The sequence below is a fragment of the Paracoccus sp. (in: a-proteobacteria) genome (genome assembly GCF_047605025.1).
Taxonomy (GTDB): domain Bacteria; phylum Pseudomonadota; class Alphaproteobacteria; order Rhodobacterales; family Rhodobacteraceae; genus Paracoccus.
Genome location: NZ_JASGGO010000002.1, coordinates 75,096 through 97,495 on the forward strand (window position 1 = coordinate 75,096; position 22,400 = coordinate 97,495).

Annotated in this window: 18 protein-coding genes; 12 read left to right on the top strand and 6 right to left on the bottom strand. The window is 67.4% G+C overall.

Annotation, left to right across the window (positions count from 1 at the left end; all coding sequences use genetic code 11):
• The first annotated feature begins 10 nt into the window (after positions 1-10).
• Both QM682_RS02255 and QM682_RS02260 read left to right on the top strand, forming a co-directional pair.
• The gene (locus QM682_RS02255) at positions 11-2,254 is read left to right on the top strand and encodes a glycoside hydrolase family 3 N-terminal domain-containing protein (RefSeq protein WP_415126668.1); all 2,244 of its coding nucleotides are present in this window, start codon (positions 11-13) and stop codon (positions 2,252-2,254) included.
• Positions 2,242-3,495, top strand: a complete 1,254-nt coding sequence (locus QM682_RS02260) for a glucoamylase family protein (RefSeq protein WP_415126670.1) — start codon at positions 2,242-2,244, stop codon at positions 3,493-3,495. The genes QM682_RS02255 and QM682_RS02260 overlap by 13 nt, the downstream gene beginning before the upstream one ends.
• On the opposite strand, the gene QM682_RS02265 is transcribed toward QM682_RS02260, so the two are convergent.
• The 4 genes from QM682_RS02265 to QM682_RS02280 form a co-directional block, all read right to left on the bottom strand.
• Positions 3,474-4,739 (bottom strand): glycoside hydrolase family 15 protein, encoded by a 1,266-nt coding sequence (locus QM682_RS02265; RefSeq protein WP_415126672.1) that lies wholly within the window; start codon positions 4,737-4,739, stop codon positions 3,474-3,476. The genes QM682_RS02260 and QM682_RS02265 overlap by 22 nt on opposite strands.
• Positions 4,740-5,483, bottom strand: a complete 744-nt coding sequence (locus tag QM682_RS02270; RefSeq protein ID WP_415126674.1) for an alpha/beta hydrolase — start codon at positions 5,481-5,483, stop codon at positions 4,740-4,742.
• A gap of 228 nt (positions 5,484-5,711) precedes the next feature.
• Positions 5,712-5,972 (bottom strand): hypothetical protein, encoded by a 261-nt coding sequence (locus QM682_RS02275; protein ID WP_415126676.1) that lies wholly within the window; start codon positions 5,970-5,972, stop codon positions 5,712-5,714.
• Between the two features lie 54 nt (positions 5,973-6,026).
• Positions 6,027-6,233 (bottom strand): cold-shock protein, encoded by a 207-nt coding sequence (locus QM682_RS02280; protein WP_415126883.1) that lies wholly within the window; start codon positions 6,231-6,233, stop codon positions 6,027-6,029.
• Between the two features lie 293 nt (positions 6,234-6,526).
• Here QM682_RS02280 and QM682_RS02285 point away from each other — a divergent pair, with 293 nt between their 5' ends.
• The 10 genes from QM682_RS02285 to QM682_RS02330 all read left to right on the top strand — a co-directional run bounded on the left by QM682_RS02285 (position 6,527) and on the right by QM682_RS02330 (position 17,241).
• Entirely contained in the window at positions 6,527-7,000 is a 474-nt protein-coding gene (locus QM682_RS02285) for an Lrp/AsnC family transcriptional regulator (protein WP_415126678.1), read from the top strand.
• Between the two features lie 234 nt (positions 7,001-7,234).
• Positions 7,235-8,209, top strand: coding sequence for a LacI family DNA-binding transcriptional regulator (locus QM682_RS02290; protein ID WP_415126680.1), 975 nt, complete (start codon positions 7,235-7,237; stop codon positions 8,207-8,209).
• Entirely contained in the window at positions 8,209-9,234 is a 1,026-nt protein-coding gene (locus QM682_RS02295) for an ABC transporter substrate-binding protein (protein ID WP_415126682.1), read from the top strand. The genes QM682_RS02290 and QM682_RS02295 overlap by 1 nt, the downstream gene beginning before the upstream one ends.
• A 54-nt stretch (positions 9,235-9,288) precedes the next feature.
• Positions 9,289-10,119 carry an ABC transporter permease gene (locus tag QM682_RS02300; RefSeq protein WP_415126684.1) on the top strand — a complete coding sequence of 277 codons (831 nt, stop codon included), beginning with the start codon at positions 9,289-9,291 and terminating at the stop codon, positions 10,117-10,119.
• Entirely contained in the window at positions 10,119-10,892 is a 774-nt protein-coding gene (locus QM682_RS02305; RefSeq protein WP_415126686.1) for an ABC transporter permease, read from the top strand. The genes QM682_RS02300 and QM682_RS02305 overlap by 1 nt, the downstream gene beginning before the upstream one ends.
• Positions 10,885-11,910 carry an ABC transporter ATP-binding protein gene (locus QM682_RS02310; RefSeq protein ID WP_415126688.1) on the top strand — a complete coding sequence of 342 codons (1,026 nt, stop codon included), beginning with the start codon at positions 10,885-10,887 and terminating at the stop codon, positions 11,908-11,910. Before QM682_RS02305 ends, QM682_RS02310 begins: the two co-directional genes overlap by 8 nt.
• A gap of 1 nt (position 11,911) precedes the next feature.
• Positions 11,912-12,844, top strand: a complete 933-nt coding sequence (locus tag QM682_RS02315) for a nucleoside hydrolase (RefSeq protein ID WP_415126690.1) — start codon at positions 11,912-11,914, stop codon at positions 12,842-12,844.
• Positions 12,828-14,597: an adenine deaminase gene (locus QM682_RS02320; protein ID WP_415126692.1), complete on the top strand. Its 1,770-nt coding sequence runs from the start codon at positions 12,828-12,830 to the stop codon at positions 14,595-14,597. The genes QM682_RS02315 and QM682_RS02320 overlap by 17 nt, the downstream gene beginning before the upstream one ends.
• Positions 14,598-15,275: 678 nt before the next feature.
• Positions 15,276-16,706 carry an alkaline phosphatase gene (locus tag QM682_RS02325; RefSeq protein WP_415126694.1) on the top strand — a complete coding sequence of 477 codons (1,431 nt, stop codon included), beginning with the start codon at positions 15,276-15,278 and terminating at the stop codon, positions 16,704-16,706.
• Between the two features lie 67 nt (positions 16,707-16,773).
• Entirely contained in the window at positions 16,774-17,241 is a 468-nt protein-coding gene (locus tag QM682_RS02330; protein WP_415126696.1) for a hypothetical protein, read from the top strand.
• A gap of 248 nt (positions 17,242-17,489) precedes the next feature.
• Here the strand turns inward: QM682_RS02330 and QM682_RS02335 are convergent, their stop codons facing one another.
• Together QM682_RS02335 and QM682_RS02340 are read right to left on the bottom strand one after the other, a co-directional pair.
• A complete protein-coding gene (locus QM682_RS02335; protein ID WP_415126698.1) occupies positions 17,490-20,414 on the bottom strand; it encodes a hypothetical protein in 2,925 nt (974 codons plus the stop codon).
• A 302-nt stretch (positions 20,415-20,716) separates the two neighbouring features.
• Positions 20,717-22,387 carry a D-Ala-D-Ala carboxypeptidase family metallohydrolase gene (locus QM682_RS02340; RefSeq protein WP_415126700.1) on the bottom strand — a complete coding sequence of 557 codons (1,671 nt, stop codon included), beginning with the start codon at positions 22,385-22,387 and terminating at the stop codon, positions 20,717-20,719.
• Positions 22,388-22,400 lie beyond the last annotated feature (13 nt).

A 22,400-nucleotide genomic window follows, 5' to 3' on the forward strand; every position in this document is an offset into this window, starting at 1 on the left:
GGGACGCCACATGACCAAGCCTGATGCCGTCGGGGATCTGTTGTCCCGGATGACGCTTGACGAAAAGATCGGCCAGTTGAACCTGCTGGCGGCGGGCGAGGGGCTGGTGACCGGCGCGAGCCAGCCGACCGCCCTGTCCCAGCGGCTGGACGCGGGCCAGGTCGGCGCGATCTTCGGCACCAAGTCGCTGGCTTCGGCCCGCGCCATGCAGGAACGCGCGCTGGCCGGCTCGCGCCTGGGCATCCCGCTGTTCTTTGCCGAGGACGTGATCCACGGCCACCGCACCGTCTTTCCGCTGAACATCGCGATGGCATGCAGTTGGGACATGGATCTTGTCGAGCGGACATCGGCCTTTGCCGCCGCCGAAGCCTCGGCCGAGGGTCTGCACCAGGTTTATGCGCCGATGATCGACATCAGCCGGGACGCGCGCTGGGGTCGCGTGGCCGAGGGGCCGGGCGAGGATCCGCTGCTGGCCGCCCGCATCGCCGCCGCCGCGACGCGCGGCTTTCAGGGCGGGGGGATCGGCACCGATGGCAGGGTCGCCGCCTGCCTCAAGCATTTCGTGGCCTATGGCGCGACCCAAAGCGGGCGCGATTACGACAATGCCAGCATCGCCTGGGAGGATCTGGCCGAAACCTACCTGCCCCCCTTCCAGGCCGGGCTGGAGGCCGGCGCGGCAAGCCTGATGGTCGCCTTCAACGCCGTGAACAAGCTGCCGATGCACGCGCATGGGCCGCTGATCCGGGACTGGCTGCGAGGCGCGCAGGGTTTCGACGGGCTGGTCGTCTCGGATTACACCGGGGTGCGCGAACTTATCGCCCACGGGCTTGGCCCGGCGCCCCTTTCGGTCGCCCGCGCGCTGCATGCGGGGGTCGACATGGACATGGTGGGCGAGGATTATCTGCGCGAACTGCCGGCCCTGGCGCTGTCGGGGCTGTGCGCGCCCGAGGCGGGGATGGCGCTTTCCGCCGCCGAGGTGATCGAACTGATCGAGACTTCCTGCCGCCGCGTCCTGACCTTCAAGGCCCGGCTGGGGCTGCTGGACGATCCCTTCCGCGGGCTGAAGGGCACCAACCGCGCCCCCTCGCGCGATCAGGGCCGCGTGCTGGCGCGCGAGGCCGCCGCGCAATCGGCGGTGCTGCTGAAGAATGACGGCCTTCTGCCTTTGGCGCGGGGAACCAGGGTGGCGCTGATCGGTCCCTTCGCCTCGGACCGGGCGAACATGCTGGGCACATGGGCCGTCTCGGGCCGGGCCGAGGATGTCGTGCCGCTGGACCAGGCCGTGGCGGAACTGACCGGCCAGGCCCCTGCCGTGGCCTGGGGCGCCAATGTCGTGGACGAGCCCTGGCTGGAAACCCGGCTCAACGTCCATGGCGTGACCGTCACCCGCGATCCCCGCCCCGAGGCCGATATCCTGGCCGAGGCGCTGGCCGCCGCCGCAGGCGCCGATGTGATCGTCGCCGCCATCGGCGAGGCCAAGGAACATGCGGGCGAATCCTCATCGCGTCTGACCCCGGACATTCCGGCGCCGCAGCAGCGGCTGATCCAGGCGCTGGCCCGGACGGGCAAGCCCCTGCTGGTCGTGGTCTTTGCCGGGCGGCCGCTGGCGCTGGGGCCGGTCGCCGCGCAGGCGGATGCGCTGCTTTACGCCTGGCATGGCGGCATCGGTGGCCCGCAGGGCGTGGCCGACCTGATCTTTGGCGCGGCCCGGCCCTCGGGGCGGCTGGCGGTCTCGCTGCCCGCGCATCCGGCCGAGACGCCGCTGACCTATGCCGCCGATCCGACCGGGCGCCCCTTTCCCGGCCGTTTCGCCAAGTTCCTGACCGGCTGGCTGGACCTGCCCGACGACGCGCCGCGCTTTCCCTTCGGCTTCGGCCTGGGCTATGGGCAGGCAAGCTATGGCCCGGCGCGGCTGTCCGAAACCGCCGCGCGGGCGGATCTGACGGTGGAACTGTCGCTGACCCTGACGAATGACGGCCCTCATCCGGCGGTCGAGGTGGTCCAGCTTTACGCCGGCGACCCCGTTGCCCGCGTGACCCGCCCCCTGCGCAAGCTGATCGACTTTCAGCGTATGACCCTTGGCCCCGGTGAAAGCCGCGAGGTTGTGTTCCAGATCCGGGCCGAGCAGTTCCGCTATCCGCTGGCACCCTCGCTGGACCGGGTGGAATGGGTGCGCGATCCGGGGCTGATCCGGCTGCATGTCGGCCCGAACAGCCGCGACACCCAGACGAAGGAACTGACATGGCTGGACTGATCCGGGGCCTGGACGACATCGCGCTGCAAGATCGCGTCTCGCAGGCGACGGCGCTTTACTTCCTGGACTGGAGCCATCCCGTCAGCGGCATGGCGCGCGAGCGCAGCGCCGGCGCCTTCGGCTATGATGTCGAGCAGACCGTTTGCACCGGCGGCACCGGCTTCGGCCTTCTGGCCCAGATCGCGGCCGCCGAACGCGGCTGGCGCCCCCGGCGCCAGATCCTGGACCGGGTCGAGCGGCTGGTCGGCTTTCTGGAACGCGCCGACCGCTTCCGGGGCGTGTTTCCGCATTTCATGGACGGCGCCACCGGCCGCGTTCTGCCCTTCATGGCCGGAGACGATGGCGGCGATCTGGTCGAGACCGCCTTCCTGATGCTGGGCCTTCTGGGTGCTGCGGCCTATTTCGCCGAGGAACACTGGCTGAGCGCCCGCATCCAGGCGCTTTACGACGCCGTGGAATGGGACGCGCATCTGCGCGGCGATGGTGCGGTGATGTGGCACAATCATCCCGGTCGCCCCTGGCCCGCGAACGCCCTGCCGATCCGGGGCTGGAACGAGGCTTTCCCGGTCTTTGTCCTGGGCGCCGGCTCGGCCACGCATCCGATCCCGGCATCGTCCTATCACGAAAGCTGGGCGCGCACGCCGACCTTCCTGAACGGCCGCGCCTATGGCGGGATCGAACTGCCGCTGGGGCCGGATTGGGGCGGGCCGCTGTTTCTGTCGCAATATCCCTTTCTGGGCATCGACCCGCGCGGGCTGCGCGATGCCTATGCCGATTACGGGCGGCAGGCGCGGGCGCATGCGCTGGTGAACCGCCAGCATTGCCTGATCAATCCCAGGGGCTGGCGCGGCTATGGCGCGGATCTGTGGGGGCTGACCGCCAGCGACGACCATGCGGGCTATGTCGCGCATTCGCCGACCGACGATACCGGCACGATCACGCCCACCGCCGCGCTGGCCTCGTTCCCCTTTGCCCCGGCCGAGGCGATGCCGGTCCTGCGCCGCATGCATGACGATCTGGGGGACCGGATCTGGGGCGAGGCCGGTTTCGTCGATGCCTTCAGCCTGTCGCATGACTGGGTGGCGGAAAGCCGGCTGGCGATCGACCAGGCGCCCATCGTGATCGGGCTGGAGAATCACCGCTCGGGCCTGATCTGGCGGCTGGTCTCGGGCCGTCCCGAGATCCGGCGCGGGCTTTCGGCGCTTGGCTTCTCGGCCCCCTATCTGGACCCCGTCGCCTGAAGCGCCCGCCCGCGCGCCGCCGCTGCCTCCAGAAAGGCGGCCGAGGACCAGGTGAGGTTCAGACACGAGGCTGGCGCGCCGCTGACGCGCTCGAATTGCTCGGGCAAGGGGCCGGGTTCGGGCGCTACCTTCTGGATCAGGGCCATCCATGCCTCGGCCTTGGCAAGGGCCTCGGCCTCGCCCGTCAGGGCGGCGATGCGGTAATGCAGTTCGGCCATGCCCAGCGTGTTCGGATACCAGGGATTGCCGCCGAAATAGACATCCCCCTTCCATCTGCCGATGGCGGGAACGGCTTGGTCCCGGCTGATCGGGTAAAGCCGGGCGAAAAGCCGTTCCAGATCAGCGATCATGGCCCGGCTGCGGGGGGCGGTCATGGCGAAGGGGCCGTCCGCGCGCCCGGCATGCAGGATCGCAAGGCAGGTGGCGCTGTCGATGACACCCGGCGCGGCCTCTATGCTTTCGCGCCAGCCGCCGCCGGGGCCGTCCTCGGCCTTGGCCAGCAGGGCCGCCAGCGGATCGGCCGCGTCGCGCATCCCCGCGCGGTCCAGCGCGTCCCATTGCACCAGCAGGGTGAAGGTGGTCCGCCGGGGCGGGTGCTCTTCCCAGGGGCCGATGCAGGGGCGGCCCGCCACCCGTCGCAGATGCGCCAGATCGCGGGCGATCAGCGCGCGGGGCCGGGCGCCGTCCAGTTCGGGCAGCTCCGCCACCACCGCCATCAGGCTTGAGGCGCGCAGCGCCGGGCCGTCATCCTGGGGTCGGCCCCATTGCTCAAGGTCCGGGCCGCCATCGGCGGCGCAGCGCGGCTCCTCCATCCAGGCATCGCCGGTCAGCGCCGCCAGTTCGGCATCGGGGCGCAGGAATTGCAGATGATCGGCGCGGCTGCCGTCGCGCAGCGGGTTCCGTGCCGGGGACCGGCGCGCCGGATCCGAGATCCGCAGCGAGAAATCGACGTAATCCGCAACGAAGCGCAGCCAGAAATCCCGCGATTCGGGGGCGGCCTGGATGGCGCGCGGCACCGCGCGGAGCACGATGGCCGAATCGCGGATCCAATGGTGGAAATAATCCGGCTCGGGGTCCCAGCTTGCCGTCCGGGTCGAGGCCAGGACCGAACCGGGCGCGGGCACCACGCTCCAGCCGAACCCCGCGCGATGGCGCGAAAGATGGCCGGCCGAGCAGGCCCCGCGCATCGCCCGCGCCGAGGCCAGCCGCTGCGCCGCGATCCAATCGGGGTCGGGCCGCCGCATTCAGGCCCCCAGGCTTGCCAGCGCCACGGCAAGCATCTGCCCGCAGGCCGCGCCCGCCGGGCAATGATGCTGACCCGGCAGGGCGCCGAAGAAACGCCCGTTCGGCGCGGCGGTGAAATAGGCGCGCGCATCGGCCAGCCGCACCAGACCGTCCTCGGCCCCCGTGACCACCGCCAGGGGCGCGGCGAGGCGGCGCAGCGCCGGCTCGGCATCGGCCAGCCGCATCTCGTCGAAATAACCCGGTGCCTCGCGGCGCACCTCGTCAAGGGCGGCCTCTCCCATCGCCTGGCGCGCGCGATAAAGCACCATTCCCGACATGGGCGGCGATACGGCCAGGACATGATGCGCATCCGAACCCGCGCCCAGATGCGCCACCGCATAGCCGCCGATGCTGTGCCCGGCCAGGGCGCGGGGCCGGTCGGGCCATCGACCCGCCATCCAGTCCCAGACCTGCGCCGCCGCACGGACATGGCCGGCAAAGCTGATCCCGCCGGGCGGGCCGGATCGCGGCAAGGCAAGGGAATGGGGCAGTTCCGGCGCGACCACGCGCCAGCCGCGCGCCAGATAGGCCCGCGCGATCTCGGCGATCTGGACCTGCTCGGGCGCGCCGTTGCGGCCATGGACCAGCAGGACCGAGCCGATGGGCGCGGGCGGTTCTGCCAGCACGACAGGGATCGGCGCCGGATCGGCCTTTACCTGATCGCGGCGGGCGGTGCTGGTCCAGCTTGGGGGGATTTCCGTCATCTTAGGCTCCGGTCCAGGGCGGGGCCATCATGGCATGCCGCGCCGCGCCTTCAAGGGCCAGTCCGAAATGATGCCGGAGAAAGGGGGGATCAGCGGGCGCCGCCGCCTGCGGTCCTGACCAGAGATTCGGTCTGGGTCCGGTGGTCCTGGCGCGGCGTTTCTTGCGCGATCCTGGTGTAAAGCATGGCCAGCCGACGCTGATTCTGGTGCCGGCTGGTTACCCGGCGCCTAGTCGCCCTGGGGCGTGTGTTCCGTTTCATTCCTTTTCCTTGTCCGCCTTGCGGATGTCTTGGGTTCCGCCCGCATCGCGGGGGGTTCCTGCGCGGCATCCCGCGCCAGCCTCGCGGCGCGAAGCGCGGCGGTCAGTTGGTCGCGGTGTTTGCGTTGTTCGTCGATGATCTTGCGCGCCTCGATCGTGGTCTTTTCGGCGACGGACAGCACCGGCGCACGAAAAAGCGGATCGTTCCCGCGCAGAGCGGGTTTCGACATTCCATCCCTCCCGAAATGAAAAGCCCGGCGCTAGGGCCGGGCTAAAGCTGCCGATCAGGCGAGCTGAAGGTTGCGCGCCGACTGGCGCCCGTCCCGTCCGCTTTCAAGCTCGAAGGTCACGGCCTGACCATCTTCCAGGCCACGCAGGCCGGCGCGCTCGACCGCCGAGATATGGACGAAAACGTCCTTGCCGCCATCTTCCGGCGCGATGAAGCCGAAGCCTTTAGTTGCATTGAACCATTTCACGGTGCCGTTGGCCATCGTGACATCTCCTATAAGTTTGTCGTCCACGACATTGCGACGACCCGGCTCAGTCAAATCATAGCGCAACTGAAGCCGGTAAGGAGACAGGATGCAGAGGAAGTAACCCAGCGAAGCCATAGATGCACCTTCCTGAAGGAATTTTCAACCCCAGAGCCGGGAAAGTCGAAATTTCCCGTAAAGCGCCCCGTATCAGACCGGACGGTTCGGAAAGAGATTTCAAATACACGATTTACATGGTAGACAATAACGATATTCTACCGCACGACACGAATCGAACCAAGGGTGAAGCCATGCGCGACCTCGACCTGATCGACCGCAAGATTGTCACCGAACTCATGCGGGACGCGACGCTGCCCATTGCCCAGATCGCGGACAAGGTTGGACTGTCGCAGACCCCGTGCTGGAAGCGGATCCAGAAGCTTGAGGCCGAAGGCGTGCTGACCGGGCGCGTGGCCCTGGCCGATCCGGCGAAGCTGGGCCTGGGCATCATCGTCTTCGTCGAGATCGAGGCACCCGACCATTCAACCGCCTGGCGCGAGACTTTCACCCGTGCCGTGGCCAGCATGCCCGAGATCATGGAAGCCTATCGCATGGCCGGCCAGATGGACTATCTTCTGCGCGTGGCGATCCCGGATATCGAAAGCTTCGACCAGTTCTATCGCCGCCTTACCGATGCGGTGCCGATCAAGAACGTGACCTCGCATTTCTCGATGGAGCGAATCCGCTTCAGCACGGTCTATCCGGTTGATACCCGCAACCGCTAGCGGCCTGCCCCGGCAGGGCAAGATTGCCCTCTTGCACGAAACGGGGAAACCGGACGAACCTTGCCCCCCGAAATCGCCCGATATTTAGGCCCCTCCGTCCTTAGTGCCTCTGTGCCGCCGCCGAGGCGGCAAATTTTGTTGACTTGCGCGCCGCACCTCTCTTAAAGATTCGATTAATCGTGTAATCATCAGGAAAATAAGATTTTGCACCCAGATGCCCGCCCCAGGACCTCGATGCAGGACATCGCCGATCTGGTGGGCGTGTCGCGCGCGGCGGTTTCGAACGCGCTGCGCGGCAAGGGCAGGCTTTCCGATGAAACCCGCAGGCTGATTCTGCAAAAGGCCGAGGAACTGGCCTTTTCGCCCTCGGCCTTCGGGCGGGCGCTGCGCACGGGGCGATCCCACACATTCGCGCTGATCCTGCCGGATTTCCGCATGCCGCTTTTCGCCGAGTTCGCCCGCGCCTTCGCGCTGGCCGCGAAGGATTGCGACATGGTGATGACGGTGGCGGATTCGCTGGGCAGCCTTGAGCGGCAGGGCGAGCATCTGCGCGACATGGATGCGCGCGGCGTCGACGCGGTGGTGCTGGTGCCGATGCGCGGCACGGCGCTGGACGAACTGCCGCTGAAGCGTCCGCTGATCGTCGTCGATGCGGAAAGCAACCCCAGGAACGCGGTCGCTTCGGATCACCATCAGGGCGGCGCGCTGGTGGCGGGGCATCTGGCCGATCTGGGCCATCGCGAGGTGCTGCTGCTGGGCGCGGGGGGCCAGGGCGGCTCGCGCGTGAACGCGCTGCGCCTGCAAGGGATGCGCGCCGTCCTGACCGCGCGCGGCGTCACGGTGCATGAGACGCTGCTGCCCGTCGCTCCGGTCGCCTATGAGGCCGCGCGCGACTATCTGGCCGAATGGCAGCCGGGTCGCGTCACCGCCATCGCGGCAAGCTATGACGCCCTTGCGGTGGGTGCGCTGATGGCGCTGTCGGCGCGCGGCATCCGCGTGCCGCAGGACATCTCGGTGACGGGCTTTGACGATACCGTCTGGGGCCGCATCACCATGCCCCCGCTGACCACCGTGCGCCAGGACCTGGACCAGGTGGCGCAGAGCGCCCTGGCCCATGCGCTGGGAATGCGCAAGACACCCGACCTGATCCCCGTCACCCTTGTCCGGCGCGGCTCGGCCGCCGCCCCCCGCCCCGAAGGAACCTCATGATGAAACCGCTTCTCTCCGCCAGCCTGCTGGCCCTTGCAGCCAGCGCCGCCTCTGTCCAGGCGCAAGAGAAAAGCCTGACCATCTCGGTCTATGGCGTCTCGCAGGACACCTACAAGGAGGCGCTCTATGCCCCGTTCGAGCAGAAATGCGGCTGCAAACTGGTGATCGAGATGGGGAATTCCTCGGAGCGCCTCGCCAAGCTGGAGGCCAACGCGGCCAAGCCCGTCGTCGATGTGATCGCCTTTTCCGACGCCAATGCGCTTGAGGCGGCGGACCGGGGCCTGATCCAGCCGCTGGACCCGGCGGCGCTGGCCAGCCTGCCCGATCTTTACGACTTCGCCCGCGATCCGGTCGGCGGCAACATGGCGGTCGGCTATACTTTCTACGGCACCTCGATCGTCTACGATTCCGAGGTGATCGACGGGGTGGAAAGCTGGCTCGACCTGCTCGGCGACAAGCTCAAGGGTCAGGTGGCGCTGCCCAATGTCTCGACCACGCAAGGCCCGCTGACGCTTTACATGATCGAGACCGCGCTGGGATCGGACGATCCGAATTTCGGCAAGGCCATCGACCTGGTGGCCGAGCATCGCGACGACATCGTGACGTTCTATGAAAAGGGCGGCCAGATCCCTCAACTTATGCAGCAGGGCGAGATCGCGGCCAGCGTCATCGGCCGTTTCGGCTGGGCGAACCTGGCCAAGACCGTGCCGGGCGCCCGCTGGGCCAGCCCGAAAGAGGGCCAGGCCGGGGGCATGAACGTGCTTTCCGTGGTCAAGGGCACCAAGGACGCGGCGCTGGCGCAGCAATTCATCGACTATTGGATTTCGACCGAGGTGCAGCAGAAACTGGCCGAGGCGCAGGTGGACAGCCCGGTGAACCAGAAGGTCCAGGTCGCGGCCGATGTGGCCGAGGGGCTGACCTATGGCCCCGAGATGGCCGCGTCGATCAGGTTCCTGCCGGCGCGCGACATGCTGCAAAACCGCGATGCCTGGCTGAACGCCTGGAACGCCAAGGTCGCCCAGTAAAGGGCTCAACCGGCCGCGGCAGCGCGCCCGCGGCCCCTTTCGGAGAGCTAGACCATGTTTCAGGACCGCAGGCTGGGTCTTGCGCTGCTGGCTCCGGCCACGCTGTTCGTCTTGCTGGGCTTTCTGCTGCCGGTGGCGATCCTGCTGGCCGGCGCATTCCAGACGCCCGAGGGCTGGGGTCTTTCCAGCTTCACGGAATTCTTCGCCAAGCCCCTGCATCGCGAGGTGTTCTGGCGCACCTTCCGCCTGGGGATCTATGTCACGGCGATTTCGGCCCTGATCGGCTATGCCGTGGCGCTGGCCATCGTGGACGCCTCGGACAAGGCCAAGGGACGGCTGGTGGCCACGCTGGTCCTGCCGCTGATGATCTCTCCGGTGGCGCGGACCTATGCCTGGGTGGTGATTCTGGGCAAGACCGGGATCGTGAACCAGTTCCTGACCGGGACCGGGATCATGCAGACCCCCGCCCGCATCCTGTTTTCGGAAACCGCGATCTTCATCGGGCTGATCCAGCTTTTCTTTCCGCTGATGGTGCTGCCGCTGATCTCGGCGCTTGAGAACCTGCCCCGCGACGTGGTGCCGGCGGCGCGGATGCTGGGGGCGAACTGGCTGCAAGTCTTCTGGAAGGTCATCCTGCCCCTGACGCGCGAAGGGCTGATCGTCGGCGGCACGCTGGTCTTCACCGGCTCGCTGACGGCCTATGTCACGCCCGCGATCCTGGGCGGCTCGAAGGTGCTGATGCTTGAGACGCTGCTGTATCAGCGCGTCTCGGTCGCCAATGATTTCGCGGCGGCGGCGGTGATCGCGGTCATCCTGATCGTCATGTCCATCATCGCCAATGTCGCGCTGAAGCGCCTCGCCACGGCGCGCAAGGGGGGCAAGTAATGCGTATCGCCGGACAGATTGTCCTGTTTCTGGTCCTGGCCTTCCTGATCGGTCCCTTCGTGCTGATCTGCCTGGCCGGCCTTTCCGGGGGCGAGACCCTGGCCTTTCCGCCCGAAGGCCTGTCCCTGCGCTGGGTGGCGCGGGTGTTCCAGGTCGAAAGCTTTCGCGCGACCTTCCTGATCTCGATCACGCTGGGCATCGGCTCGACGCTGCTTGCGCTTCTGATCGGGGTGCCCGCCGCCTATGCGCTTGAGCGTTACGACCCGCCCGGCGCGAACCTGGTGCGCAACGTGCTCAGCACGCCGATCATCGTGCCTGGGATCATCGTCGGGCTGGCCCTGCTGCGCCATCTGGTGATCCCGATGGGGGTGGGCATCCTGCCCGCGCTGTTCATCGGGCATACGGCGCTGCTGATCCCCTATGCGGTGCGGATCGTCTCGGGGTCGCTGATGAACCTGCGGGTGGACATCGAGGAGGCCGCCGTCCTGCTGGGCGCCTCGCGGCTGCAAAGCTTCACCAAGGTCGTCCTGCCGAATATCCGCAACGGCATCATGGCGGCCTTCATCATCGGCTTCATCACCTCGTTCAACCAGGTGCCGGTCTCACTGTTCCTGACCGGGCCGGGGGTCAGCACGCTGCCCATCGACATGATGGCCTATATGGAATTCAACTACGACCCCTCGATCGCCGCGCTGTCGGGCCTTCTGGCGCTGATGTCGCTGGCGATCGTCATGGTGGCCGAGAAACTGCTGGGGCTTTCGCGCTATGTCTGACGCCTTCCTTTCGCTGCAAGACCTTACCCTTGGCTATGGCGGCGGCGCCCCCGCCGCGGTCGAGAAGCTGAACCTGGACCTGAGGCGGGGCGAGCTGGTGGCCCTGCTCGGCCCCTCGGGCTGTGGCAAGACCACGACCATGCGCGCCATCGCAGGGCTGATGAAACCCATGTCGGGGCGGATCACGCTGGACGGGCGCGACATCACCCGCGTCGCGCCGAACAAGCGCGGGATCGGGCTGGTGTTCCAGTCCTATGCGCTTTTCCCGCACCTGACCGTGTTCGAGAACGTCGCCTTCGGCCTGCGCCTGCAAGGCGTGGCCAAGGACCAGATCGCCGGCCGGGTCGGCGCGGCCCTGGCCTCGGTCGGGCTTTCGGCCTTTGCCGACCGCCAGCCCCGCGCGCTGTCCGGCGGCCAGCAGCAGCGGGTGGCGCTGGCGCGCTCGATCGTGGTGCAGCCCAAGCTTCTGCTGCTGGACGAGCCGCTTTCCAACCTGGACGCCCGGCTGCGCCTTGAGATGCGCTCGGAACTGGCGCGGCTGCAAAAGGAACTGGGCATCACCATGATCTATGTGACCCATGACCAGGCCGAGGCGCTGGCGCTGGCCGACCGCATCGTGGTCATGCGCCAGGGAAAGATCGAGCAGATCGACAGCCCGACCGATATCTATGAGCGTCCCGTCTCGGGTTTCGTGGCCGAGTTCATCGGCTTCGAGAACACCTTCGCGCTGCAAGACGGCGCTCTGACGACGGCGGCGGGGCGGCTGCCGCTGCCCGAGGCGCCGCAGGGCGCGCAGGGGCTGGCCTGGCGCCCGCGCGCCGTCGTGCTGGGCCAGGGACCGCATCTGGGGCGGGTGATCGGCGCCTCTTATCTGGGCGAGACGGTGGAATATCTGATCGAGACCCCCGCCGGCCCGATCAAGGCCGAAACCCCTGCCGCCGCCCCCCGCCACGCGATGGGCCAGGAACTGCGCTTCGACCTGCCGCTGGCCTCGGCGGCGGCGCTCAGCCGGGCCTGAAATGGATCTTTGGATCGACACGGATATGGGCTTCGACGACCTGGCCGCCATCGGGCTTTGCCTGGCCGAAGGCGCGCGGGTCGCGGGCCTTTCCGTGGTCGCGGGGAATGTGCCGCTGCCGCGCGCGGTGGCGAATGCCTGCGCGGCGGCCGAGATGTTCGGCTGGTCAATGCCCATCCTGGCCGGGGCCGATGCGCCGCTGGCCGGGGCGCTGCAAACGGCGGATTATGTGCTGGGACCGGATGGGATGCCCTCGGCCGGGCGCCGCCTGCCCGCGCCCGCGCGCGGCCCCGATCCGGGCGATGCCGTGGCGGGGCTTGCCGCCTATCTGCGCGGCGGGGGCCGCGATGTCCTGGCCCTGGGACCGCTGACGAATATCGCGCATCTGGTCCGGCAGGAGCCCAAGCTTGCCGCCGGGATGCGCCTGACCTGGATGGGCGGCGCCTTCGCGCGCGGCAACCACTCGGCCGTGGCCGAGTTCAACGCCGCCGTCGACCCCGAAGCCATAGACGCGGTGCTGGGCGCGGGGGTGGCGCTGATCATGATCGGCCTGGAATGCTGCCGCGAGGTGCTGGTGGGGCTGGACGATCTTGCGGCCCTGCGCGCCCTGCCCGGCCCTCGCGCCGCCCTGCTGGCCGATCTTTACGAAGGCTATGTCCGCATCGCCGCGAATGGCGCGCGGCCGATGGCGCTTTACGATCCCGTCGCCGCCGCGCTGGCGCTGGACCCCCGGCTTGCCACGTTCCAGCCCGTCCATATCCGGGCCGAGCTGACCGGCACCCATACGCGCGGCATGACCGTGATCGAATGGCGCGCCCACAAGGCCGCCCCCAATGCCCGCGTCGCGACACAGCCCGACGCCCCGGAAATCCGGCGCCGCTTTCACGCCGCGCTGGCCCATATGAGCAGGGACCGCGATGACCGCCCCGACTGAACCCCAGGACCTGAACGCCCCCGGCCTGCGCGACCGCGCCGTGCGCGCGGCCCAGGGCCAGGCGCCCTTCGACCTGCTGCTGACCGGCGGACTTCTGGTCAATGTCGCCACCTCCGAGATCTACGCCGCCGATGTGGGGCTGGTCGGCCCGCTGATCGCATCGGTCCATGCGCCGGGCAGCCGCGGCGACGCGACCCAGGTGATCGACTGCGCGGGCGGCTTCATCGCGCCGGGGCTGATCGACGCGCATATGCATGTCGAAAGCTCGATGGTGACGCCGCGCCGCTATGCCCGGACGGTGGTGCCGCAGGGCACGACAACCGTGGTCTGGGACCCCCATGAGGTCGGCAATGTCGCGGGCCTGCCGGGCGTCCGCTGGGCCTGCGACGCCGCCTTGGGCCTTGACCTGCGGATGCTGGTCCTGGCGCCCTCCTGCGTGCCCTCGGCGCCGGGGCTTGAACGCGCGGGGGCCGAATTCGGCGCCCCCGAACTGGCCCGGATGCTGTCCTGGCCCGCCATTCACGGCGTGGCCGAGGTGATGGACATGCGCGGCGTGCTGAGCCGCTCGGCCAGGATGGCGGGGGTGGTCGGCGCGGGGCTGGCCTCGGGCAAGCTTGTCTGCGGCCATGCCCGCAGCTTGCGCGGGGCCGAGGTGCAGGGCTTTGCCGCCGCCGGCATCGGCTCGGATCACGAGATCAGCGGCAGCGCCGATTTCATGGAAAAGCTGCGCGCGGGCTATACGATCGAACTGCGCGGCTCGCATGACTATGTGCTGCCCGAGGTGGTCGCGGCGCTGAAGGAACTGCCGCAGATGCCTCAGACCCTGACCATCTGCACCGATGACGTGTTCCCCGACGATCTGGCCCGCCTGGGCGGCATGTCGGATGTGCTGCGTCGGCTGGTCGGTCATGGCATGGCGGCATTGGACGCGCTGCGGGCGGCCACGCTGAACGCGGCGATGCGGCTGGGGCGCGGCGATCTGGGGCTGGTCGCGCCGGGCAGGCGGGGCGATATCGCGGTCTTCCGGGATCTGCGGGATTTCCAGGCGGGACTGGTGCTGGCCTCGGGGCGGCTGGTCGCGCGGGACGGGGTTCATCTGGCGGGCCCGCTGCCGCCCGAGCCCCTGCCCTTCGCCGATACGATGAAGCTGGCCCCGCTGGCGCCCGAGGATTTCCAGATCCGCGCGCCCGGCCCTTCGGCGCGGGTGAACCTGGTCAGCAAACCCCGCTTCACCGAATGGGCCAGCGCCGAATTGCCGGTGCGCGATGGGCTGGTGCAGGTGCCGCCCCAGCTTTTGCGCATGGCGGTGATCCACCGCCACGGCCTGGCCGAGCCGCGCCCTGTGGTCGGGCTGTTGCGGGAATGGGGATCGTGGCGCGGCGCCATCGCCACCACGGTCGCCCATGACAGCCATAACCTGAACGTCTTCGGCCATGATCCGCGCGACATGGCGGCGGCGGCCAATGCGCTGATCGCCTGTGGCGGCGGCATGGCGGTCGCGCGCGACGGCCAGGTGATCGCGGTTCTGGAACTACCCGTTTGCGGCCTGCTCTCGGACGTGCCGACCGCCGATGTCGGCCGCACACTGACAAGGCTGCGCGAGGCCGCGGCCGAGGTCGCCGACTGGCTGCCGCCGCTGCGCAGCTTCAAGGCGCTGGTCGGCGCCTCGCTGGCCTGCAATGCCGGGCCGCATGTGACCGATATCGGCATCTGCGACGGCGCCACCGGAGAGATCCGCCAGACCCTCGCCTGATCCTGGGCGGGTGGCCACCGTCGCGGATGGGATCCGCGAAACGGGCCAGGATCCGGCACGGGGTCCGGGCTTTCCACCACCGGCTTTCCCAGAAGCGGCGGGGGCGACCAAAGCGAACGCCTCCATGCGTCCTGTTCGGAGTGCGGCGATGGCGCGGCCTTATGCCGATCATCCCGCCCTGGCCGGATCGCAAGGCCGCCGCCAGCATAGAAGCGGGGTTGCTGCGATCGGGATTGGCCAAGAAAACCGTGACCCGGAAACCGCGCGACCTGCCAGCCGATCAGGAGGTTGCGTGCCATAAGGGGGCCTCCGGGTGACTTCCGCGCCAAGGGGCGGGCTGTCGCTGCCTTCCCGCTGGCCAGGGGGCTTAAGCCTTCTTGAGGTGATTGTGCTGGGTCACGACAGGCTGGGAGTGATCGGCGGTGAACTGAACCGTGATCACGTCGCCGCCACGGCAATAGTCCACTGCCTCACGGAAGCGGGTGATCTTGAGGCGCGGCACGCCCGGACGGGATAGGCCGTGCGGGACGGCCCGGAATGGTCTTCAGCATCCAAGCTCTTTGGTGCCGGCGGCGCTTGAGAAGGAAAATACCTCGGCGCGGTTCACGCGCATGTTACATTATCCGATTACGTCGTCCTTCGTGAGATGGCTCTGCCGATCCCTGCAAGGAGATGACGATGAAAACCGCGATGAAGCTTGCCCTGGCGTTTGGGTCAAGCACGATCTTGACCTCCCCGGTCCTGGCGCAAGAGGCGCTGGCCAGAAACGTGATCGTGCTGATCTCGGATGGTGCCGGGATGGAAACCTGGAATGCCGCCAGCTTCTACCGCCACGGAGCACTTGGTCATGAGGTCTATGACGATTTCGATGTCAAGGTTTTCGCCTCGACCTATCCGCTGAACACCTCGAAAGAACCGACCGGCAGCGATGCGGGCAAGGTCACCTTCGATCCGGCCGCGCTATGGAACGCCACGCCCTCGGCCAAGGTCTTCGAGGGGACGATCGGCAATTACCCCGGCTTCTTCGAGGGATACGACTATGCCCGCGCCAACTATACCGACAGCGCGGCGGCGGCGACGGCCCTGGCGTCGGGGCACAAGACCTACAACAATGCGATCAACTGGTCGAATACCGACCAGAAGCTTAAGCATATCGGCGAATACACGGTCGAATCCGGCCGCGCACTTGGCGTCATCACCTCGGTCGAATGGAGCCATGCGACGCCCGCGGGCTTCCTTGCCCACAATCGCTCGCGCAACGATTATGTCGGGCTGGGGACGGAAATCGTGGAATCGGGCCTCGCAACCGTGGTCATGGGCACCGGGCATCCTTATTTCGACAAGGCCGGGCGCAGGATCGCCGAACCCTCGGACAAGGATTTCGGCTATGTCGGCGGTCGCGCGACCTGGGAAAGGCTGACCAAGGGCGATACCGAATACAAGCTGATCGAGACCAAGGCCGATTTCCAGGCGCTGGCCCAAGGCAAGCTGGATCTGGGCGGCAAGAAGAAGGTCCTGGGCACCGCCGAGAACATCGCCACGCTTCAGTTCAACCGGCCGGGCGTCGCCATGGGCGACAAGCTCGACAACACGCCCGACCTGCCGACGATGACGCTTGGCGCGCTGAACACGCTGGCCCAGGACGAGGACGGCTTCTTCCTGATGGTCGAGGGCGGCGCGGTCGACTGGGCGGCGCATGCCAACAACCTGCCGCGCCTGATCGAGGAACAGATCGATTTCAACGACGCGGTGCAGACCGTGGTGGACTGGGTCGAGAAGAACAGTTCCTGGGACCAGACGCTGGTGATCGTGACCACCGATCACGGCAACGGCCTGCTGCAAGGCCCGGACTCGGACAAGCAAGCCTACCAGCCGATCATCAGCCAGGGCGCTGGTGCGCTGCCGCTGGTGCGCTGGAACTCGGACACCCATACCCGTGAACTGGTGCCGGTCTATGCCAAGGGTGCCGGCGCCGATTTCCTGAACGAAGTCGCGAACCCGGCCGCGGGGCTTGCCGCCTATGGGGTGGACGAGGACAGCCAGGTCTATGTCGACAACACCGATGTGTTCCGCGCCGCGATGCACGCCTTCGGCCTGAAGGCCGAGTGATCCAGCGCAGATCGCCTATTCGCTCCCGGTCTCAGGCCGGGGGCCTGTCCCGTTTTCAGGAGATCCCATGAGATCCAAATTCACCGCCGCGCTGTTCGGGTTCAGCCTGTCGCTGATCGCGCCTGTTCACGCCTTCGACGCCGCCGGCCTGGCTGTCACGACCAGCGGCAAAGCCTGGGCCGAACTCCACAAGGCCAACCGCAAGGACGGCAAATTGTCGATTGAACTGCGTTTTCTGACCAGGACCAGCGGCTATTCGGGCGAGGTCATCTATACCGATCTCGCCGCTCTGCCGGCGGCAGAGGTTCCGCATCTGACTGCGGGCGGCCGGGACTATCCGTTGTTTCTTGACGCGGCGGGCAAGCCGATGGCGCCGGATCGCGCGGAAACCTCGTTCAACTACGACCCCGAGAAGAACCCGCGTGTCGGCACCTGGAAGGCGGTTTTCGAGGCTCCGCCAGCCGAGGCGGGGGATGTCATGCTGATCCTGCCCAACGTGGCCCCTATCGGCCCGCTTGGGATCAAGGACCGCTGACCCCTTGAAGGTTGCCACGGATCCGGGCCGGGGATCCTCGGTAATCCTTGCCGGCCTTTCAGGCGGTCATGGCGAAGGCGTGCGGCGGTCAAGAGCGAATTGATGACGAAGGCCGCCGCCACGGCTTTCGTCCTGTCTTTGGCGGCAAGCCTCGCGAAAGCTGACTTCCGGCACCCAAGCCTGACGGCATTGATCGGCGCTTCGGCCAAGGCGGCGGATCAGCTTTCTGCGGGTCAGCTTTCTGGGGCTCAGTTCCGCGCCTCGCCCTGGGCAAGCCGGGCGTCCGTTGGCGAAGGCGGGTCGGTCTCGGTGCCGGCGGGCACGGTCAGAATGCGGAACAGGCTGGACAGATCCGGCGAAAGCGCCTGGCCGGGGAAATGGCTTTCCAGCATCGGGCGCAACCGCTTTTCATTGGCCAGCCGGTAAAGCTCCAGCGTCAGGCGCAGATCCAGGTCGGGCACCCGCCGGGTCGAGACGACCAGGGCATAGGGTTCGTAATTCGAGATGGTCGGCTGCTTTTTGGAATCGATGCAGGGCTTCTGCCCCTTGCCGGGCGGATTTAGCCTGCTCCATTCGCCGATGGCGGCCAGGATCAGCTCGATATCGCCGTGATAGCGCATGGTGGGTCCGGTTGCGGTGCAGAACTGCCGGGCGGCGTCCTGATGGCTTGCCGCTTGAACGATGGGGGCATTCTCGCCGCATCTGTCGGCGGAATCCGGGCGCTTCAACCCTTCGGCGGCGGTGGTTCCCTCGACGGCGATGTCCTCGCATGTCGCCGAGGGTTCTTCGTTCGTCTTCTCTGACGCTTTCTCAAGGCGCATGCGCAGGCACGGGTGTCGCGGCGTCTTGAGGCATCTTTCCCACCAGGATTTATCCTCCTGGTCCGAGAGTGGCGGCGGCTGGCGGGCGATCCAGCCCTGGTTCGCCAGATGAAAGACCGGCAGGAACCGCAGCCGCGCCCGGTCCGGTTCGTTATCCGCCGATCCGGGCTTGGGCGTGAAGGCCACGAGCCGCCCCAGCGTCAAGGTCGTCGGGTCGCAAAGCAGATCGATCTGCCGCGGATGGGCGGCGCCGTCGACTGTCGACGCCGCACCCGTCAGAAAGGCGCTGCGGGCATCCGCAGCCAGCGGAACCATTTCCACGCTGAACCCCGCATTCGAGGCCATCAGGGCGCAAAGCTCCCAAAGATAGCCCTTGGGCGATGCATGGCCATTCGCGTCCCGCTCGACCCAGACATAGGGGCGGGCATCCTCTCGCACGCCGATGGTGATGGTTTCGGCGCGGGCCGTGGTGGCCAGCAGGCAAAGCACCAGGAAAATCCCGCCCATGATCGCGGTCATGCCCGTGGCCGAGGCGGGTCTGGCGGGGGGTGGATCCTCTGGCGGATCCTGTTGCCTGGCCCGTTCCTGTTGCTTGGTCCGCTCCTGTTGCTTGGTTCTGAGAGATGTCGAAAGCGCGAAGATCAGGAAAAACGCGAACAGGCCCGAGTGGATCGCATGATACAGCACCGCCCCCGCCCGGTATTCGCTGGGCCAGGTGGTCAAGTCCGCCCCAAGAGAATGGATCGACATCACGCGACCCGCCCCCGCGCAGGCCGCGACCAGAAGCGCGCCCAGCAGGCTGTGGAGGAACGACCGTTCCGCCGGGGACCACTCGGCGTCGTATCGGTCAAGGCAGCCCACGACGAAGACCGCCAGCAGCGCGCCCTTGGCGATCAGCGGCCCCTGAAAGGCAAGGCTTCGCGCCAGGCTGTCCAGAGTCGGAACGTCCGTAGCCGCCCAATTGTTTTGATTGGCCGCGGACCAAAGCCCGAGGCCGCAGACCACGAAGGCGCCCACGGCCCAGCCTCCGGCCAGCACGGTCAGGACCTTGGGCAGCACGACCGTCCAATGGTCGCGAAATCCCTTGCCCCAACTGCCATAGGTCTTGGACCCCTGCCAAATCCCGATACCGAAGGCCACCGGGATAAAGAAAGTCCCGAACGATTCCTGCAACCGCTCGGCCAGGCGCCATCCCCAGCCCAGATTGGCCTCGTTTGGCATATCGGGGAACATGACCTGACGCTCATACGGGCCGGGCCATGTGGTCCAGGCCAGCGACAGCACCACCAGCACGCAAAGCGTCCAGAGCAGCGCCTGGGTCGCCCGGCCCGCCACCAGTTCGTCATCGCCCTGCCCCATGCCCCCCGCACTTAGAAAGGCGTCCAGGATCTTGGCGCGATGCAGATTGGCGGAATAATGCACGTCTTCCTCGCCTTTCTTGCCCCCGATCGGGGGCCGCAGCAGCCCATGCTCGCGGTAAAGCGCCAGCAGGACGCAAAGATCGTCGGCCAGTTCGTCGGCCTCGGCGGCGCTGCTGAGGGTCTTGGCCGTGCTGCCGGTCCCCGACGCATCGGGATCGCCCTTAGCCGCCGATATGATCGAAGATGCCTTCAATTCCTCTTTCAACCGCCTGAAAAGATTGCGGCGGCGCTGGCGAAGATCCTCTTCCAGCTTGCCGAACCTGTCCTGCATGTTCGAATCCCCGACCAAAGCGCGGCTGTTCAGCACCCAGGCCCCGACCGCCGCGATCAGCGTCACGTCGCGCAGCAGGGGCTTGATCGAGAGGTCGGCCTGGGCGTCATCGTCGAGACGCTTCACCAGATCGCGATCCTCAAAAGGCAACAGGTCCAGAACGACTCCCAGATTCTCGCTGCTGGGAAACCCCTCATCGACAAGGCCCCGCGCATGGGTCAGCACGCGCGTTGGAATGCCCGCCAGCGCATGGGCGCTGCGGCGCAGCCAGATCTCGACATTGCGCAGGATGGGGAAGTTCGGCGCAAGACCGACGATGCCCAAGGCCACGGCAAGAAAGGCCGCCCCCTTGCCGCCCATCCCCTTGGCAACCGCGTCGGGGGCGATGCCGCCAATCGCGACGGCGTCGATTTTCGTATCCGCGAAAAACAGGACATAGATCGTGCCCAGCAGATAGATCGCCAGCAGCCCCGCCAGATAATATAGAAACGAGACTCGAACGACCGAAATCGTCCGCATCTTGTCAACGCGCAAAAGGCTGTTCAACCGCTCCAGCCCGGCTCGGGTCTCGAACGAGGTTTCGTTGAACCTGCCATAGGCATAGAAGATGATCACCCCGGCCCCATAGAATGGGGCCAAGGCTGCGAATTGCTGTTCCATGGCGGACCCGCACTATCTGCAAACTTGCTCGGCCGGGTTGCATGTCGCCTGGGCCGTCACCGCCGAGGGCGAGGCCAGGAATAGCGTGGCGCAGATCAAAATAAGCGTTTTCATCGTATTACCCTCAATTTTTGATATGTTGCGTTAAGGTCGTTAAGATCCTGTCCCTGTTCCGATGGGCAGGCGGAAACTGCCTGCCGGTCGTTCCGCCGCTGTTTCGGGCGGTTCTTGCGGGAAGGGTCATCGCCTTTCCCTTGCCAGGCCGGACCAGGTGCCGCGCCCAGGGGCGCGGCGAGCCAAGGTCAGGCAATATCCCTTTCCATCTCGCGCATGGGGGCCGGGCCTGGGTCGAAGGCCAGGATGCGGGCCTCGGCGTCCTGCAACCGATCCTCGATGATCCTGCGGGCGGTGCCGAAATAGAAATCCCGGTTCAGCACCAACCGTCCGGCGGCCAGCCAGACCGATTGCATCGACTTGCCCCATTGCGCGAAAAGCACCTTCTTGCGGTCGTCGCTGCCCGAGAACTGCACGGCGCCCAGGGTCATGGCGACGCTGTCGCCCTCGACCTCGGCCTGGCCGACCTGGACCGCGCCGCCGTTCTGCTGGCGGGCCTGGCTGTCCAGAAGGATCAGGCGCTCATCCCCTACGGCCAGATCCTTCAGCCCGCTCAGGACGGCGGTGATGGCGCCAAGCTTGTTGGCCCCGACCAGTCCCGCCATCACCTCCAGCGCAAGCTGGTCCAGCGTCGCGTCTAGCTGCTTGCCGGTGGCGCTGCGGGTCACGGTGTCGTTGACGACCCAGCCCACGGCGGCCAGGGCCGACAGATAGGTGGCCCACCAGGCCGTGGTCTGCGTCACCGGATCGGCATCCGCATCCGCCGCCCGCTGCGCGAACTGCATCGAATAAAGCACCGCGCGGCGCAGATCGGCGTCCAGCGGCTGGTCCAGCGCCACCAGTTGCGAGCCGTTGACCGCCCCCGTCGCCTGGGCCAGGTCGGCCGCCGCCTTGGCGGGGTCCACCGACAGCGCCTGGCTGCCCGCGCCGTTCCGGCTGCGCGGAGCCAGGGGGATCGTCGCGGCCAGGCGACGCAGCCGCGCCACCTGCGTCCCGGTCCCGCCCCGCGTGCGGGAGCGTTGGGTCCAATCCGTATCCACCCCGCGCGTATCGACATGGGTGAAGGTGGCATAGCGCCCGATCCCGCCATGAAATACGTCATGCGCGCGCATCGACGCCAGTTCGTCGGCCACGCGCGAGGGCGCGACCCCCTCTGCCGTGATGTCGCAGGCCATGAAGCGCATATGGAACGAGTTCGGCTCGCCACGCACGGCCTTGTTGTATTCCGTGTTGCGATAGGCGCTGTTGATGTGGATCGGACTGCCCAGGCGGTCGCGCAACTCGTCCAGCACGCGGGCGGTGGGGATGATGTTCAACCAAAGATCCTCGGGCGGGGCCGAGTTCAGCCCATGCGCCTTGCCCGGCGCATAGTGCTGGCCGCCCAGCGTCAGGAATTCGGCCGGATCGAAATGGCGCAGCGCCAGGGGCGCCAGAAGGTCGCGGAACCGCGCCACGATCTCGGCGGGGACATCCGGGACCAGGGCGCGGCTGCCCATGGGCATGGGGCCGGCATCGGGATCGTCCTCGCCATCCTCGACCATCAGCAGGTCGGACGCGGGGGCAGATATGGGGGCGGGGTCAGGCACCGGGTCCAGCGCGGCGGCAGGCCGGGTCCGCGCCGTGCCGATCGGCGAAAACGGCCGCTGGCGCACGAAGCTTGGATCATTCCTTGCGACGGTAAGGATGTTGGGCGTCTGTCCCGAGCCGGCAAGCTCGTCCTGCAAGCGGCGCATGAACGCCTCATGGCCGCCCTGAAAGCCGCTCTTGTCCCAGATCCGCAGCAAGGCCGAGGTGAACAGCCCGTTCTGGTCGCCATCGCCCGCAAGCTGGTCGTCCTGGCAGGCGCTGAACAGGATCACCGAGGCCGAGATG

Coding starts and splice junctions, on each gene's coding strand:
- QM682_RS02265 (WP_415126672.1), bottom strand. CDS start 4,739: ATGCGGCGGCCCGACCCCGATTGGATCGCGGCGCAGCGGCTGGCCTCG.
- QM682_RS02275 (WP_415126676.1), bottom strand. CDS start 5,972: ATGTCGAAACCCGCTCTGCGCGGGAACGATCCGCTTTTTCGTGCGCCG.
- QM682_RS02295 (WP_415126682.1), top strand. CDS start 8,209: ATGAAACCGCTTCTCTCCGCCAGCCTGCTGGCCCTTGCAGCCAGCGCC.
- QM682_RS02330 (WP_415126696.1), top strand. CDS start 16,774: ATGAGATCCAAATTCACCGCCGCGCTGTTCGGGTTCAGCCTGTCGCTG.
- QM682_RS02290 (WP_415126680.1), top strand. CDS start 7,235: ATGCAGGACATCGCCGATCTGGTGGGCGTGTCGCGCGCGGCGGTTTCG.
- QM682_RS02255 (WP_415126668.1), top strand. CDS start 11: ATGACCAAGCCTGATGCCGTCGGGGATCTGTTGTCCCGGATGACGCTT.
- QM682_RS02285 (WP_415126678.1), top strand. CDS start 6,527: ATGCGCGACCTCGACCTGATCGACCGCAAGATTGTCACCGAACTCATG.
- QM682_RS02280 (WP_415126883.1), bottom strand. CDS start 6,233: ATGGCCAACGGCACCGTGAAATGGTTCAATGCAACTAAAGGCTTCGGC.
- QM682_RS02300 (WP_415126684.1), top strand. CDS start 9,289: ATGTTTCAGGACCGCAGGCTGGGTCTTGCGCTGCTGGCTCCGGCCACG.
- QM682_RS02310 (WP_415126688.1), top strand. CDS start 10,885: ATGTCTGACGCCTTCCTTTCGCTGCAAGACCTTACCCTTGGCTATGGC.
- QM682_RS02335 (WP_415126698.1), bottom strand. CDS start 20,414: ATGGAACAGCAATTCGCAGCCTTGGCCCCATTCTATGGGGCCGGGGTG.
- QM682_RS02260 (WP_415126670.1), top strand. CDS start 2,242: ATGGCTGGACTGATCCGGGGCCTGGACGACATCGCGCTGCAAGATCGC.
- QM682_RS02315 (WP_415126690.1), top strand. CDS start 11,912: ATGGATCTTTGGATCGACACGGATATGGGCTTCGACGACCTGGCCGCC.
- QM682_RS02305 (WP_415126686.1), top strand. CDS start 10,119: ATGCGTATCGCCGGACAGATTGTCCTGTTTCTGGTCCTGGCCTTCCTG.
- QM682_RS02320 (WP_415126692.1), top strand. CDS start 12,828: ATGACCGCCCCGACTGAACCCCAGGACCTGAACGCCCCCGGCCTGCGC.
- QM682_RS02325 (WP_415126694.1), top strand. CDS start 15,276: ATGAAAACCGCGATGAAGCTTGCCCTGGCGTTTGGGTCAAGCACGATC.
- QM682_RS02270 (WP_415126674.1), bottom strand. CDS start 5,483: ATGACGGAAATCCCCCCAAGCTGGACCAGCACCGCCCGCCGCGATCAG.